This window comes from Chryseobacterium cupriresistens (assembly GCF_046614675.1).
In the GTDB taxonomy this organism is placed as follows: domain Bacteria; phylum Bacteroidota; class Bacteroidia; order Flavobacteriales; family Weeksellaceae; genus Chryseobacterium; species Chryseobacterium cupriresistens.
On the sequence record NZ_JBKKJT010000011.1, the window covers coordinates 1 to 15,284 of the forward strand.

Annotated in this window: 13 protein-coding genes and 1 rRNA gene; 8 read left to right on the forward strand and 6 right to left on the reverse strand. The window is 37.1% G+C overall.

Annotated elements, in window-relative coordinates:
• Positions 1–98: ribosomal RNA gene (gene rrf / locus ACLI50_RS20480) — 5S ribosomal RNA — on the forward strand; the annotation flags it as partial.
• Between the two features lie 878 nt (positions 99–976).
• Here the strand turns inward: rrf and ACLI50_RS20485 are convergent.
• On the reverse strand, positions 977–1,138 hold the full coding sequence (locus ACLI50_RS20485; RefSeq protein WP_411414530.1) for a bacteriocin-like protein: 162 nt from the start codon (positions 1,136–1,138) through the stop codon (positions 977–979).
• 227 nt (positions 1,139–1,365) lie between these two features.
• Between ACLI50_RS20485 and ACLI50_RS20490 the strand changes: the two genes are divergently transcribed.
• Entirely contained in the window at positions 1,366–1,638 is a 273-nt protein-coding gene (locus tag ACLI50_RS20490; RefSeq protein ID WP_411414531.1) for a hypothetical protein, read from the forward strand.
• Between the two features lie 60 nt (positions 1,639–1,698).
• Here the strand turns inward: ACLI50_RS20490 and ACLI50_RS20495 are convergent, their stop codons facing one another.
• Positions 1,699–2,649 (reverse strand): isopenicillin N synthase family dioxygenase, encoded by a 951-nt coding sequence (locus ACLI50_RS20495; protein WP_202840961.1) that lies wholly within the window; start codon positions 2,647–2,649, stop codon positions 1,699–1,701.
• A gap of 84 nt (positions 2,650–2,733) precedes the next feature.
• Here ACLI50_RS20495 and menD point away from each other — a divergent pair, with 84 nt between their 5' ends.
• Positions 2,734–4,404 (forward strand): 2-succinyl-5-enolpyruvyl-6-hydroxy-3-cyclohexene-1-carboxylic-acid synthase, encoded by a 1,671-nt coding sequence (gene menD / locus ACLI50_RS20500; protein WP_411414532.1) that lies wholly within the window; start codon positions 2,734–2,736, stop codon positions 4,402–4,404.
• 2 nt (positions 4,405–4,406) lie between these two features.
• Here menD and ACLI50_RS20505 read toward each other — a convergent pair whose 3' ends face one another.
• Entirely contained in the window at positions 4,407–5,033 is a 627-nt protein-coding gene (locus ACLI50_RS20505; RefSeq protein ID WP_227944424.1) for an aminotransferase class IV, read from the reverse strand.
• The gene (locus ACLI50_RS20510) at positions 5,017–5,994 is read right to left on the reverse strand and encodes an aminodeoxychorismate synthase component I (RefSeq protein WP_411414533.1); all 978 of its coding nucleotides are present in this window, start codon (positions 5,992–5,994) and stop codon (positions 5,017–5,019) included. Before ACLI50_RS20510 ends, ACLI50_RS20505 begins: the two co-directional genes overlap by 17 nt.
• 49 nt (positions 5,995–6,043) lie before the next feature.
• Here ACLI50_RS20510 and ACLI50_RS20515 point away from each other — a divergent pair, with 49 nt between their 5' ends.
• From ACLI50_RS20515 to ACLI50_RS20530, 4 genes are all read left to right on the forward strand, one after another.
• Complete coding sequence (locus ACLI50_RS20515; protein WP_202844402.1) at positions 6,044–6,766, forward strand: hypothetical protein; 723 nt, start codon at positions 6,044–6,046, stop codon at positions 6,764–6,766.
• A 72-nt stretch (positions 6,767–6,838) separates the two neighbouring features.
• A complete protein-coding gene (locus ACLI50_RS20520; protein ID WP_411414534.1) occupies positions 6,839–7,564 on the forward strand; it encodes a beta-carotene 15,15'-monooxygenase in 726 nt (241 codons plus the stop codon).
• Positions 7,565–7,576: 12 nt separating this feature from the next.
• Positions 7,577–8,656 (forward strand): AI-2E family transporter, encoded by a 1,080-nt coding sequence (locus ACLI50_RS20525; RefSeq protein WP_110011749.1) that lies wholly within the window; start codon positions 7,577–7,579, stop codon positions 8,654–8,656.
• 10 nt (positions 8,657–8,666) lie between these two features.
• On the forward strand, positions 8,667–8,903 hold the full coding sequence (locus ACLI50_RS20530; protein ID WP_110011748.1) for a DUF3820 family protein: 237 nt from the start codon (positions 8,667–8,669) through the stop codon (positions 8,901–8,903).
• Between the two features lie 81 nt (positions 8,904–8,984).
• On the opposite strand, the gene uvrB is transcribed toward ACLI50_RS20530, so the two are convergent.
• A complete protein-coding gene (gene uvrB, locus ACLI50_RS20535) occupies positions 8,985–10,976 on the reverse strand; it encodes an excinuclease ABC subunit UvrB (protein ID WP_202840951.1) in 1,992 nt (663 codons plus the stop codon).
• A 370-nt stretch (positions 10,977–11,346) separates the two neighbouring features.
• Here uvrB and ACLI50_RS20540 point away from each other — a divergent pair, with 370 nt between their 5' ends.
• On the forward strand, positions 11,347–12,564 hold the full coding sequence (locus tag ACLI50_RS20540) for a PQQ-dependent sugar dehydrogenase (protein WP_202840949.1): 1,218 nt from the start codon (positions 11,347–11,349) through the stop codon (positions 12,562–12,564).
• A 169-nt stretch (positions 12,565–12,733) separates the two neighbouring features.
• On the opposite strand, the gene ACLI50_RS20545 is transcribed toward ACLI50_RS20540, so the two are convergent.
• Positions 12,734–15,163 (reverse strand): TonB-dependent receptor plug domain-containing protein, encoded by a 2,430-nt coding sequence (locus ACLI50_RS20545; protein WP_202840947.1) that lies wholly within the window; start codon positions 15,161–15,163, stop codon positions 12,734–12,736.
• Positions 15,164–15,284: the final 121 nt, after the last annotated feature.

Consider the following 15,284-nt stretch of genomic DNA (forward strand, 5'->3'; position numbering starts at 1 on the left):
TTAGCGGTGGGGCTCACCTGTTCCCATTCCGAACACAGAAGTTAAGCCCACCAGCGCCGATGGTACTGCTAACGCGGGAGAGTAGGCCGCCGCCAGTTTTTATTTTATTTTTAAAAAATCCTTTATCGTTATGATAAAGGATTTTTTTGTTTTATACCCAGCTCAATGTATGAGTAATGAGTAATACATCGATTATTCATCATTCATCACTTATCATTCATCATCTATCATCCATCATTGATTACTTATGCTGACAGTACACACTCCAATGGTCACTCAGGAGTCTCAACAAAGTATCATCAAATAATTTACAGTATTAAATCGTCTGAATTAAAGGAATCATAAAGACTCTAATAAAGTAGGCTGGATTCCTGCGGAATGACACAGTAGAAAGAAGCGGTACAAATGAAAGAGCAGGACGCCATTGGAACCATCAGATCAATTGGAAGGAATGTTTAAGACACTGTTGAAGATCATTACCTCGGTTCAGCCTAAAATTATTCATTCTTACAGCTGATATCTTGTTTGCTTTCATTACTAACGTTTATCCCATCCATTGTCACTGCGCAGGAGTCTCAACAAAGTGTTATCAGATAACCAGTTTTAACCTTTAAATCATAAAGACTCTAATAAAGGAGGCTGGATTCCTGCGGAATGACACAGTGGAAAGAAGCAGAGCAAATGAAAAAGAAAGACGTCATCGGAATCAATAGATCAATTGGAAGAGAATGTTTATGTGTGCAATGGAATAGTGATAACATAATTGAAAAAAGAAGTTGATGTGTATGCTGTACTATTTAAAGAATGATATCAGACCCTATTTTTAGGCTGATAAATCAATTATCAAAAACAAAGAATGGATCATTCGGGTAATTTTTTTTGAGTAGCTGAAATCTGCTTTATTTTAATCCAAAAGAAATAAAAAACCGCTTCTCTGCAGAAACGGTTCTTATTGATGACATTTTGATTTTTTATCTTACATATCACTGTTCGTGTCCGGGCATTTGAAGTCAGCGCTGCAGGTTGCACAAACAATGGTTACGTTGCAGTAATACATACAGAAATCTGTTTCCGGAAGATTAGCTCCACCTGAAATGTTCTTTAATTGGTTCTTTTGTAGTTTTTTTAGGTTTTTCATATAGTTTTAATTAAAAATTTGTTGTTAAAGTAAAAATAATTAAAATATTTTTAATTATACAATGTGTGGTATATTTAAAAATTAAATTTAATATAGCTTTCTATATTCTTTTACGGTTTAAGACTTTTTTAGTTTTTAATTGACTAATTATTAATATAATAAATAGTAATTGTAAGCTAGCGTTACCCGAAAAGCTTATAGAGTAGGAATACCAAAAACCAATAACTATGAAAAATTTTAAAAAACTTTCAAGAGAAGACAGAAAATGTATTGTTGCGGGAGAAAATTTCCCGGCGTATTGTTTTGAAGGAGGCGGACCGGGAGAAGGAGGATGTTCTGCCAGAGAAATCTGTTCAAATGGAAAATGTGTCCCTTATGTTGGGGATCCCGGAGGAGGACAAAATCCTGGAGGTGGCGGCGATACTTATACCTGTATCTGTCCATGGGGAACTTTTACACAACCCACTCCTTGCCCCGAATTTTATTGTATAACGGGATAAAAATAAGTAAAATGAATATGTAAATAATAACGGCTGCCTCTATAGAGACAGCCGTTTCTTTTATTTTTTAATCAATCCCAGTTCGATCAATCTTTCATGCAGGAATTCTCCGGCAGTAGTATCTTCGTATAACTTCGGATTGTTTTCATCTACACAATTTTCAAGTGCATTTAAAGACATGGCACTGATAGGATGCATAAAGAAAGGAATTGAATATCTTGAAGTACTCCACATTTCTCTTGGTGGGTTTACCACTCTGTGGATGGTAGATTTCAATTTGTTGTTGGTATGTCTTGAAAGCATGTCACCAACATTGATCATCAGTTCATCTGGTTCGGCAATGGCATCAATCCATTCTCCGTTGTGATTTTGAACCTGAAGACCTTTTCCTTGTGCTCCCATTAAAAGAGTGATAAGGTTGATGTCTCCGTGAGCAGCTGCTCTTACCGCATCATCCGGTTCTTCAGTGATTGGCGGATAGTGAATCGGTCTTAAAATAGAATTTCCTTCTGCGATCTTGTCATCAAAATAAAATTCATCTAAGCCAAGGTGTAATGCTAAAGCTCTTAACACATACTGTCCTGTTTTCTCAAGCATCTGGAATGCTTCTTTACCAACTTCGTTGAATCTTGGAAGTTCTTCAACGATTACGTTGTCCGGATACTCAGTTCTGTATTTTGAATCATCAGACAAATATTGTCCAAAGTGCCAAAATTCTTTTAAGTCTCCTTTTTTGAAACCTTTTGCAGTTTCTTTACCGAATCCTACATAACCTCTCTGGCCACCAATTCCTGGAATCTCATACTTTTGTTTCGTTTCCACTGGTTGTTCAAAAAAGTTTTTCACCTCTCCATACAAATCATCCACTAGGTTGTCATCAAGAAAGTGGCCTTTTAAGGCTACAAAACCAATTTCTTCATAAGCTTTTCCGATTTCATTTACAAATTTCTGTTTGCGTTCCGGGTTGCCCGAAAGGAAATCACGCAGGTCTACACTAGGTATTTTATCCATTTTTAGAAATTTACGAACAGCAAAATTACATTTTTTTTAATTTAAATGATTTTAAAATCATTATTTATAAGTTAAATTTGCTGTATGAAAAAATATTCTTCTAAGAGAAGTATCCAAATACTTGCACATCTTCTTCAGCAGTACGGAATTGCAGATATCGTAATTTCTCCGGGGTCGAGAAATGCTCCTTTGGCCATCCATTTTTCAGAGGTAGATAGTTTCAATTGTTACAGTATTGTAGACGAAAGAAGTGCTGCTTTCGTGGCAATGGGAATGGCGAAAAGTGAGAAAAAACCTGTAGCTGTTACGTGTACCAGCGGATCTGCGGTAGTTAATTATTATCCTGCGGTTACGGAAGCATTTTATCAGAATGTGCCCCTTTTGGTACTTACTGCAGACAGGCCGACAGATTTTGTTGATATATTCGATGGGCAAACGATCAGACAGAAGGATGTTTTTCATCAGCATTCCTATGGTGACTTCCAGCTTTTGGAAGACAGTAAGGAGAATGCAGAAGATATTAATTTCGATATCATTAAAAAAGCTATTGAACTTTGCTTTGAGAAGCAAGGTCCGGTACACATTAATATTCCTCTGGAAGAACCTTTGTATGAGCTGGTTTCAGAGCTTCCTACTTTTCCTACGGTAGAAAAGACAATTAAGCATAAAGAGTATGAAATTCCGTCCAATCTGATTGCAGAATGGCATACTTCACAAAGAATTATGCTGTTGGTGGGAACAAGAGATCACAGTCCGGAACTGGAAAGCCAGCTGACCCAGTTGGTGAAAAACCATTCTGTTGTAGTCCTGAGTGAAGCCAATTCAAATTTGCACCATGAGAAGTTTTTCAAACATATAGACCGTTATATTTTCAACTTTACAGAAGAAGATTATAAAACATATGCTCCTGACCTGTTGATTACAGTTGGGCAGAATGTGGTTTCCAAAAAAGTGAAACAATTCCTCAGAAGTGCCCGTCCAAAACAACACTGGCATCTGGATGAAGTGTGGCAGCCTGATACTTATTTCTCACTCACAGAAAAGATAGAGGTGAAACCTGAGGTTTTCTTCTCAAAACTGTTGAAATTTATCAATCTGGAACCAAGGCCTTATTATAACCTTTGGGACGTCTTAAGGGATAAAAAAGATGCTAAACACGAACAGTTTTTAAATACAATTGATTTCTCAGATTTTTATTTCTTTAATAAAGCGTCACAAACAATTCCTGAGAATTATAATATTCATTTCAGTAACTCCTCGGGGATCAGATATGCACAGCTGTTTGATTTTGGGAAGAGAAAAATGTACTGTAACAGAGGAACAAGCGGTATTGACGGATCTACTTCTACGGCAATGGGATTTGCCATTAAAAATGAAAATCCAACCTTATTGATTACAGGTGACCTGAGTTTCTTCTATGACATCAATGGCCTTTGGAATCAGTATATTCCGCCATTTGTAAGAATTATGATTTTCAATAACGGTGAAGGAAATATCTTTAAAATCATTCCCGGACCTGGAAATGCCAATCCGAATACTCTGGACGAATTTATTGCTACAAAACACCGTAAAAATGCAGAATCTCTGGCGAAGCATTTTGGATTCTCCTATATCAGAGTAGAGGATGAACTTACGCTGGATAGGGTTCTTGAGAATTTCTTCAAACCTGATGCGCAGCCAAAAATCCTGGAAGTAAATACTCACGGGAAGAATAGTGCAGATGTACTGAAATCGTATTTTGAGTTTATGAAATAAATTTAAAGATCAAGATATTCTTCATTCCCCGGCAGATTGATAATTCTGTCGATAGGATAGATAAACATATCATCAAAATCATTCAACGCATTAATGATCTGGAAATGGGTGAATTGCTTTATATTCTGTAAAGTGATCTCCGTTTCTTTGATCTTTTTATGCTTTAAAAGATGTTGTCTCTGCACACCGTTCAACAGGTAAGTAGAAGGAGTGAACCAGTCTTTTCCCTTTAGAAATAAAAGGTTGGAAAAGGAGGTGTCAGTGATATGATTATTTTTGACGATGATAATTTCTTCTGCTTTTGCTTTCATCTTCATTTTATCGAGTTCTTTGCGGTCTTCAAATTTGAATGAATAATCAAAGCTGTTGTTTTCTACCAGCTGAAAGTCCTGTATTTCAGGAATCGCATAAGGAATCATCTGTGTTCTGATCTTTTTATCAAGGTCATAAGCAATTCTCAGCTTGAAAAGACCATCTTCATCATGCTGCAGATTTTTATAGATCTTGGCCAGATCAATAGAGTCTTCTTTCCCGAAATGGGAAAACGTCTGGTTGACACGTTTCTGATGTAGATCCAATAGAAAAACCTCCTGATCTTCTACTTTAATGCTTTCAATGAATTGGGACATAGATTTTATTTTTCATTTCCTGATATTCGTCTTCTAATTTACTCATGTGCGTTATACCGCCTCCGCTTTTGAAATACAATTGATCTCCTTCTTTTTCAATAAAGCGTATCATTACACAGCTGTCTACATTTTGGCCGTCAAACCAGCCACAGATTCCCGTGTAATATCCTCTGTCATACCCTTCCGCATCCAGAATAATTTCCAGTGTTTTAGGTTTGGGAGCTCCTAAAATAGAGCCTGCAGGAAGCAGTTTCTTCATAATACTTCCTACTTTTCCCTCATATTCAGGTTTTATCATCCCTGAAATTTCGGAACTCATTGCATACAGATCCTTCTGCCGGGTTTTGATAAAATCAATCTGTTGGAACTGATCCACCTTTACATCGTCAGCTACCATGCTTAGATCGTTCCGGAGGAGATCTACAACCGTGTAATGCTCTGCCTTCTCCTTTTTATCATTCTTAAGAATTTCTGCTGCATTTTCAATAGATGCATCAATGGTTCCTTTCATGGGATAGGTGAAAATTTTTCCGTCAATGATCTTTACAAAAGTTTCCGGAGAAAAAAATACAAAAAAATCTTTATAAAAAACTTTGTATTTCGCATTTGAATGATAAAAAATTTCTTCCAGGGTTAAATTAGTCTCAATACGTGTTTTTCTAGTGTAGTTTACTAAGTAAGAGTTTCCCAAAAGAATATTTTTCTGAACTTTATCAAAGCCGGCCTGAAAGCTCTCCAATGTTTCAGGAAAGGATTTCCAAACCACTTTTTTATTCAGTGCATGGGTTTCCTTTGAGGTTGAAAATTCCTGAAAATCAACAATTAAACCCTGTTTTTCAATTTCATTTTCCTGATAGATTTCAACATTCTCCGAGAGAAAGTCGATGATGAAAAAATAGGGAACCTTCTGAAGAGAAAGCTCGTCCATTTCCATAAATTTTTGATGATTCACTGAAAACATTCTGCAAAAGTACTTATTGATGTTTACTTTTGCATAAATTTTTTTTACGATGCAGAACAAATATCCTCAGAAACCGGGAATAGATTTTATATTGAAGCAGGCATTTTTTTATTGGAATAAAACACTCGTTTTTCAGTTGATGTTTTCCATTTTTTACTTTGGAATTTTCCTCACGGTATTTTTCGCCGCAGATCTCAAATATAATATTTTGAGCCAGTACATGGAAACTAGCAAGTATCTGAAGGATGGCATGCAGGCCTATGCCGCACAATATACTAAAATGGTTTCTACTCCGGAATTTCAGAATTTTTCTCTGATGATTGTGGGGACTATGATTTTTCTTTATCCTCTCAATATCGGGTTTTATCAGATCTACAGAAAAATTGATCTTAAAGAAAAGCTGGAGCTGGGAGATTTACTGGTGGGATATAATGGACTTAACTTTTTTAAGTACATAGGATATTATATTTTCTGGTTTTTCATTTATATCAATGCTGCCCAGACTATTATTCTTGGAATCGTTTGGGTGATAGCAACTGTATTTGTTGCTCCGTTGATGTTTTTTACCAATAAAAGAATCTTTGAATCCATTTCCTTGAATTTTAAAGCACTCAGAATGTATTTTCTGGAAATAACGGTATGTGTAATCGTTGCCTTTTTATTTAAGTATTTGGGCTTTGCCCTATTTTTTATTGGAGGATTATTTACTTTTCCTTTTTGGAATGCCATGATTTACTCATTGTATAAAACCGTTTTTTCAGAGAAAAGTTAAAATTCATTCGTGTTTAATGGGATTTTTTACTAAAAAAAAGTAAATTTGGTAAAATCATTAAATATTTAAACTATGTCTGAATTTAACGAATTTGATCAGCAGGGCTCTGTACCCAGCAGAGAAACGGGATCAATTATTTCTCATGCTTTTGAAATGTACAAAGGCGTTTTCGGTTACGGAATTGTAGCTATGATCATCTACCTTATCGGAGGTTCTGTTATTCAAATGCTTACCGGGTTTGACTCTGCTTCTATGGTGGAAGAAATGAAATCAGGAGGAGATTTTAATTACTGGAGTGCTCCGGGACTTCCTTTATATATGGGAGCGTCCAGCCTTTTTGGACTTTTATTATCTCCCTTGTATGTAGGATTGATCTATATGGTCAATAAATACAATACCAAAAGTCCGATTGAATTTTCTGATCTTTTTATCGGATACCGCCAGAATTTTGTAAACATTTTGATTTATAGTCTTCTTGCGTGGATAATTTCTTCCATTGCGCTGGCATTATGTGTTCTGCCTATCATTTTTGTATATCCTTTCCTTTTAATAGGATATCCGATTCTGTTATTTGAAAATGCTTCAGCTACAGAGGCTTTGTCAAAGTCGTTCAATATTGCTAAAGAAAATTATGGAACTTTCTTATTAACCGGATTTTTAGGAGGTCTGATTTCTGTTGCGGGAATTATTCTTTGTGGAATAGGGATTATCCTGACAGCTCCTTTTATTATGATTGTAATGTACTCTACCTATTGCGCTTTCTTAGGAAAACCAAGACAGATTATGTACAGTAAATAAAATATAAAATACATGATGAATAAGGACAAACAAATAAGCAGTGTTGCGATAAAGCAGATGTCGTTACTGGCCATCATTCTGGTATTGACCGGATTGATCTGCTTTAATCTGGCATTGTTTATTCCCTCGGTTCTGGGAGCGATTACCATTTATGTAGTCTGCAGAAAGTATAATTTTTATCTGCAGGAAGAAAAGAAATGGAAACCGTCACTGGCTGCTTTTGCATTGATGTTTGCAAGTCTTATTGTTCTTATTCTTCCGATCTATTTTATTGCCGATCTGATTATTGATAAACTGGGAAATGCACAGGCTTATATGGCCAAGTTCAATGTTTTCCTGGATAAAATACATGCTTATATTTTCTCAAAAACAGGGTTTGATATTCTAAGCAAAGAAAATATGGCAAAACTGAAAGATAATGTAGGAAAATTTTCTACTTCTGCAGTCAGTGGGACATTCAATACGCTTACAGTTGTGATGTCCATGTATTTTATTCTTTATTTTATGTTGGAAAAACCGAGGCTTTTTGAAAAGATTCTGACTTCTTCCGCTCCGCTGAAGAGAGCAAATATCTCTCTGATTGGCGATAAAATGAGAAAATTAATCATGGCAAATGCTATCGGAATTCCGGTTGTAGCAGTAGGGCAGGGGATTGTTGCTCTCATCGGTTATCTGATTTTTGGAGCACCGGGAGCAGCATTGCTTTTTGCATTAACGGCTGCCGCTTCTGTAATTCCTGTAGTAGGAACGGCTATTATCTACGTTCCGGTGTGCATTTTTATGATTGCGGAAGGTAATACCGGACAAGGAATTGGTTTAGCAATCTACTGCCTTGTGGTGGTAGGACTTACTGATAATCTTCTACGTTTTACCCTTTTAAAGAAACTGGAAAATATTCACCCATTGAATACCGTATTCGGAATCATTATGGGAATGAATCTGTTTGGGTTTATGGGACTGATTTTCGGACCTATTCTTATCTCATTGACACTTCTTCTGGTGCAGGTATACAGGAACGAATTTTCGGATGAAGATACTCCTCCGGATCTTGAACTGCCCGCTCAGGATGATATTAAAGAACAATTAATTTAATTATATAAAAGTGGAAGGACTTAATCCCGAAATATTAAAAGAAATCTGTGTAATGAAAATGCCTTTCGGTAAATATGAAGGAACGGTTCTGGTGGACCTTCCCATCAGCTATCTGGAGTGGTTTAATAAAAACGGAATGCCAAAAGGAAAATTGGGAATGCAGCTTTCAACGGTTTACGAGATCAAGTTAAACGGGCTGATGGATCTTTTGACTCCTATCAGGGCAGCAGTAAGGAATGGATTATAAAAAAATTAAAAAATACCCATTTTAGTATATAGTTTCGGGGGCATCGAAGATGCCGCCGAAATTATTTTATCATTAATCCTTTTACGCTTTCAATGCTGAAATTTCATCTCTCAGCTTGGCAGCTTTAATAAAGTCGAGATTTTTTGCTGCCGCTTCCATTTCTTTTTGTTTCTGGGCAATCATTTTCTCGATATCTTCGGTAGCGTAGGTTGCCTTTGTTTCGGCAACTTTCTGAAGGATTTCTTTTTGTGTATATTTTTCATCAGGGAAGTCTTTGCTTCTTCCTACGAGATTTTCGGATATCTTTTTATTTAATGCTTTTGGCTTCAGACCGTGCTCTTCATTGTACTGCATTTGCTTGGCACGGCGGTATTCGGTTTCATCCAGGGTAGCCTGCATAGATTTTGTGATTTTGTCTGCATACATGATTGCTTTTCCGTTCACGTTTCTTGCGGCACGCCCTACGGTCTGGATCATTGATCTTCTGCTTCTCAGCATTCCTTCTTTATCAGCATCCAGAATGGCAACCAGAGAAACTTCAGGTAAATCCAGACCTTCTCTTAATAAGTTAACCCCAATCAATACATCAAAAAGCCCTAAACGAAGATCCTGCATAATCTGAATACGCTCCAGGGTCTCTACATCTGAGTGAATATATCTCGTTCTGATTCCGAATTTGGTGAAGTACTTGGTAAGTTCTTCCGCCATTTTCTTGGTTAAAGTAGTCACCAGTACTCTTTCATCCGCATCGGCTCTTTTCTGGATTTCTTCCATCAGATCATCAATCTGGTTCAGTGAAGGTCTTACTTCGATAATCGGATCTAAAAGCCCTGTAGGACGGATAATCTGTTCTATATAAGTGCCTCCCGTTTTTTCCAGTTCATAATCTGCAGGTGTAGCAGAAACATAAATAACCTGATTCTGAATAGCTTCAAATTCTTCAAACTTTAAAGGTCTGTTGTCCATTGCTGCCGGAAGTCTGAAACCGTATTCCACCAATGCTTCTTTTCTGCTTCGGTCTCCTCCGTACATGGCATGAACCTGTGGAACGGTTACGTGACTCTCGTCAATAACCATTAAAAAATCTTTAGGGAAATAATCAATAAGGCAGAAAGGTCTCGTTCCCGGAAGACGGCCATCCAGATACCTTGAATAGTTCTCAATTCCTGAGCAATAGCCCAGTTCTTTAATCATTTCAAGATCCAGTTCTGTTCTTTCCTGAAGGCGTTTTGCTTCTAAAGGCTTCCCGACAGAGCTAAAGAAATCAACCTGTTTTACCATGTCATCCTGAATCTCTTTAATGGCGCCATTTAAGGTCTCCTTCGATGTTACAAAAAGATTGGCAGGATAAATCTGGATCTGATCAAAATTATCCTCTACATTTCCAGTAACAGGATCGAAACTTTGAATCTTTTCAATTTCATCTCCAAAAAACTGAATTCTGATTGCATTATCAGTATATGCAGGGAAAACATCAATGACGTCCCCTTTTACACGAAATGTTCCTCTCTGGAATTCATTCAGTGTTCTGGCATACAGTGCATTAACTAGCGAATGGAGAAGTGCAGTTCTTGTCACTTTCTCACCAATGGCGATAGAAATCAAAGATTTATGAAATTCCGTAGGGTTTCCGATACCATAAATACATGAAACAGAAGCTACAATCAAAACGTCTCTCCTTCCCGAAAGAAGGCTGGCAGTTGCAGAAAGACGTAGTTTTTCTACCTCTTCATTGATGCTCAGGTCTTTTTCAATATAAGTTCCTGTGGTAGCAATATAGGCCTCGGGCTGGTAGTAATCATAGTAGCTGACAAAGTATTCCACTGCGTTTTCGGGAAAAAATTCTTTAAACTCCATGAAGAGCTGTGCAGCAAGCGTTTTATTGTGTGCCAGTACCAGAGTTGGACGTTGTACTTTTTGTATAACATTCGCAACAGTAAAGGTTTTTCCGGAACCTGTTACCCCCAGAAGCGTTTGATATTTTTCACCGATCTCTATTCCTTCAGTAAGTTTTTCAATTGCCTGAGGCTGGTCTCCGGTAGGTTTATATTCTGAGTGAAGCTTAAAATCCATAGAAAAGAATGTATACAACAAAAATACGAAAGAAATTATTAGGCTGTATAATGTTTTGAAGGTGAATATTTTGATAATAAAATTTTAACTTATCAAACCTTAATTTTTGATTTTTTGAAGTTGTCTGATTAAGAAAAATTGAAAGCGCTAAAAGTAGCGCTTTATTGTTAGGGTCGGTTAAAAGTCATCGTTGCGGAAACTTTCAATACTGAAGCAATGGCTTTTCCATCTTTCACTGCAGGTATCCATACTGTTTCATTACTGATTTCAGTGACTGTTTTTAAAAGTTCCCGGTTCAGAATTTCATTTTCTCCTAAATGGTTATTGGCATTATTTTTCCATTCGTTGTATTACACCTAATCATAATAATATGAAAATCAATTCATTTTACATTCCTGTAGTAAGCCTTTTTCTTTTTTTATCTTCGTGCAAAGAGAATCATGCGAATGCTCAAAAGACAGGAAATGACGGAAGTGTAGAAACAGAAAACCCTAATTCTGATTACAGGCCGGCATTTAAAGGACAGACAAGAATTAAGGCTGTAAAGTCGACAACAGCCTATAATATTGAAATACTAAATAAAGATTTGGGAAGGCCCTGGGGCATTATCAATTTACCTGACGGAAAATTCCTAGTCACCGATAAGAAAGGGTACATGAATATTGTTTCACCAGATGGAAAGCAGGTCTCCAAAATAGAAGGCTTTCCAAAAGTAGATTCAAAAGGGCAGGGCGGAATGCTGGATGTCGCTCTTGATCCTGATTTTAAAACCAATAGTATTATTTTTTTCAGCTTCTCGGAACCATTTGGAAAAGGAAACTTAACATCTGTTGCGAAAGGCAAGCTTTCGGCAGATCTTAAAAGTATTTCAGAGGTAAAAGTTATTTTCCGTGCAGAACCTTCTTATGATGGAGATAAACATTATGGAAGCCGTCTTGCTTTTGATAAAGATGGAAACTTATTTGTCAGCACAGGAGAAAGATCAGATAAAGTTACCCGTGTATATGCCCAGAAAACAGATAATTATCTTGGGAAAATTTTAAAAATTACAAAGGATGGGCAACCGGCTCCGGGAAATCCTTTTATCGGAAAATCAGGATATAAACCGGAAATCTATGCTTATGGAGTCCGAAACCCGCAAGGAATGGCTATCGATCCCAATGGCAATCTCTGGGATGTTGAAATGGGGCCAAGAGGTGGTGATGAAATCAATCTGATCCAACCCGGAAAAAATTACGGTTGGGGAGATGTAACCTATGGAATTGAATATTCCGGAGATAAAGTAGGACAGGGTATCACTCAAAAAGAAGGAACAGAACAGCCGGTCTATTATTGGGATCCTGTGATCTCACCAAGTGGAATAACTTTTTATACAGGAAATATAGACGAATGGAAAGGAAATCTGTTTATCGGATGTTTAAGCGGTGAGCATATTGACAGAATTGTCATGAAAGACAATAAAGTAGTAGGAGAAGAACGTCTTCTTGCAGATCAGAAAGAGCGTTTCCGGGATGTATTAAATGGAATGGATGGAAATCTGTATGCCGTAACAGATAGCGGTAAACTTTATAAAATTTCAAAAAAATAGGAAAAAAACTGTATCAAAGGTTAATAATTTCACCTTTGTCATTCTGACGAAGGAAGAATCTCATTTATAAATCAATAACATAAGATTCTTCACTACATTGTTGAACTACGTTCGCAGACCTTCAGTCTGTGTTCAGAATGACATTTTGATACAGTTTCTTTTTATTCTCTTAAAACTTAAAATTTAGTCTGGCAAAAACCTGTCTTCCGGAAAATCCCATCTGAACAGGATCAAAAATACCTCCACCTTCTGTGTTTCCATCACTTACCTGAGTGGTTTGCAGGGTAGGATATCTGTTGAACAGATTTTTACTGCCCAGGGTTACATTGAGATTCTTACTAAATTCATAACCAAAAGAAAGGTCTGTTGTTACTTTTGGATTATAAACCTGTTCTGTACCGTCATAACCAATGAGCGTGACCTTATCAAATCTTACCAGCTGAAGGTTTGCATTGAATTTACTGATCTTATAATTGAGGTTTAAATTCACTTTTGTTTTCGGAGCAGAAGCAAGAATAAAAGCCTTTTCTCTTTCGCTCAGGTAAATGTCTTCTTTTCCTGCCAGCTTTTCCGAAGTGTTTACTTTGGTGATTTCCATGTCATTATAGTTCCCTGCTAAAGTAGCCGTCAGCTTTCCGGATCCTATATTTTCATTATAGCTTAAGATAAGATCAACTCCTTTCGTGCGCGTATCAATTGCGTTAGAAAAGAACTGTACCTGATCAATAAACGGATTTTCTGCCTGAACCTCTGCCGGCAGGTCTGCCTGTGTAAAATATCCGGTAAGAACAATTCTGTTTTTTACCTCAATATAATATCCATCCACTGTCGCCGTGAATTTTCCTGTGTTAAAAGTGAATCCTGCACTCCCGTTCACCGATGTTTCCTGTTTCAATTGAGGAATTCCGAGACTGCTTGCCAGTTTGCTGTCATTAGACGCCAGCTGAATAGTCACCAATTCACCTTCCTGAAAGTTAGTAAACTGCTGGCTGTAGTATTTTTGAGCCAAAGAAGGAGCCCTGAACCCCGTAGAAACAGATCCGCGGAAAGCAAACTGAGGAGTAAATGCATATCGTGTAGCAAACTTACCATTCAGTGTACTTCCGAAATCATTATAATTTTCAAACCTTCCGGCAACGCTTATCATCCAGTTTTTAGTCACATCCAGTTCAGTATCTATGTAGGCAGCAAAGTTATTTCTGCTTTTACCAATATCTGTAGAATACCCCGGGAATCCCTGCGAACCGCCTGGCCTTACGCTATTGTCATTTAAAGGGTTGGTAACCAGTAAACTCTCAGGGGTGTCTGGTGTAACAGGATTTCCGTTTTTATCATACATGGTATAGGAGGCCTCTTCTCCTTTAATGATATCAAATTTTTCATATCTGAATTCTGATCCGAAAGCAATATTCAGTCCTTCCAGTACCTTAAATTGTTTCACGGCATTAAATCCTGTTGTATTCTGCAGCAGAGAATGTCCTCCTGCATTAAAGCTTGTTGGAGATTTGACTCCTAAAGTGGCATTAATTGTATTATCGATCTGATAAGTGAATCTGTTGTTGCCAAAAGCATTATAAAAATCTACATCCCAGTCAGCAACTTTGAACCTTATTCCATTGTCAAATGTGAAATCCGTAATGCTGGTGTTTTCAATCGGATTAAATCCTGTAGGGTAAACTTCAGGGATATTACCGTCTGCATCAGGGGTTCTGGTCCATGCATAAGCCTTAGTATTTCTATGTGAAAAACCCTGGCGGGAATAGAATTTCAGACCATCAGACAAAGGAAGTTCAATATTTCCGAAAAAGTAAATATTTTGAGCCTTGGCATCTCCGAAACGCTGTCTTGGAGCTGTGTAAATATCCGGATTTGCGTTTCGTATGGCGTAATCTTTATTAACAAACTCTACTGTAAAGTTTCCAAAACCGCCTTTTGAGCCTATTTTGGTCCCTAAATTTCCACTGAAATCAAAGGTCGTTCCGTCTACTTTGTGATCAGAAACAACATCATTGTTTCCGGGGCTTTTAAAAAGGTTCATGCCATAAAAAGCATTTCCTTCAAAACCTTTGTCTCTGTCATTCAAAATAACGTTGATAACTCCTGCAATAGCATCAGAACCGTATTGGGCGGAAGCTCCGTCACGAAGAACTTCCACTCTTTTTATAGCACCGATCGGAATGGTGTTCATGTCATATCCGGTGTTTCCTCTTCCTTTGGTTCCAAAAAGGTTGATCAGTGAAGACTGGTGATATCTTTTTCCATTCAATAAAAGTAAGGTCTGATCGGGACCAAGACCTCTTAAAGTTGCTGGATCTACAGCATCAGCACCATCAGATCCTGATTGCTTGTTGGAGTTGAAAGAGGGCGCAGAAAATTGCAAAAGCTGATTGACTTCTATCTGCCCTGTAGACTGGCTTACCTGCTTAATGTCGATGATGTCAATAGGAACAGGCGTATTAATCACCGTTCTCTTTTTGTTACGGCTTCCTGTAATGGCTACTTCGTCGATCTTGGATTCTTTCAACGTGTCTTTTATCTGCTGGGCATAAGAGAGGGTAGACACTCCAAGTAAAATGATGCTGATGTATTTTATCTTCATATTGATAATTTGAGTGATGATTTAATCAAAATTATCAATATTTATTTTTATATCCATATTAAATTTAAATATTTAGTATGAATATATTAATTTAGCATTGATTTGTGATAAATTCGAAAAA

What these genes read in the sequence shown, in the direction of transcription:
- ACLI50_RS20520 (WP_411414534.1), top strand. Translation starts at nt 6,839, where the DNA reads ATGTCTGAATTTAACGAATTTGATCAGCAGGGCTCTGTACCCAGCAGA.
- ACLI50_RS20485 (WP_411414530.1), bottom strand. Translation starts at nt 1,138, where the DNA reads ATGAAAAACCTAAAAAAACTACAAAAGAACCAATTAAAGAACATTTCA.
- ACLI50_RS20515 (WP_202844402.1), top strand. Translation starts at nt 6,044, where the DNA reads ATGCAGAACAAATATCCTCAGAAACCGGGAATAGATTTTATATTGAAG.
- ACLI50_RS20505 (WP_227944424.1), bottom strand. Translation starts at nt 5,033, where the DNA reads ATGTCCCAATTCATTGAAAGCATTAAAGTAGAAGATCAGGAGGTTTTT.
- ACLI50_RS20510 (WP_411414533.1), bottom strand. Translation starts at nt 5,994, where the DNA reads ATGTTTTCAGTGAATCATCAAAAATTTATGGAAATGGACGAGCTTTCT.
- menD (WP_411414532.1), top strand. Translation starts at nt 2,734, where the DNA reads ATGAAAAAATATTCTTCTAAGAGAAGTATCCAAATACTTGCACATCTT.
- ACLI50_RS20490 (WP_411414531.1), top strand. Translation starts at nt 1,366, where the DNA reads ATGAAAAATTTTAAAAAACTTTCAAGAGAAGACAGAAAATGTATTGTT.
- ACLI50_RS20495 (WP_202840961.1), bottom strand. Translation starts at nt 2,649, where the DNA reads ATGGATAAAATACCTAGTGTAGACCTGCGTGATTTCCTTTCGGGCAAC.
- ACLI50_RS20540 (WP_202840949.1), top strand. Translation starts at nt 11,347, where the DNA reads ATGAAAATCAATTCATTTTACATTCCTGTAGTAAGCCTTTTTCTTTTT.
- ACLI50_RS20525 (WP_110011749.1), top strand. Translation starts at nt 7,577, where the DNA reads ATGATGAATAAGGACAAACAAATAAGCAGTGTTGCGATAAAGCAGATG.
- uvrB (WP_202840951.1), bottom strand. Translation starts at nt 10,976, where the DNA reads ATGGATTTTAAGCTTCACTCAGAATATAAACCTACCGGAGACCAGCCT.
- ACLI50_RS20545 (WP_202840947.1), bottom strand. Translation starts at nt 15,163, where the DNA reads ATGAAGATAAAATACATCAGCATCATTTTACTTGGAGTGTCTACCCTC.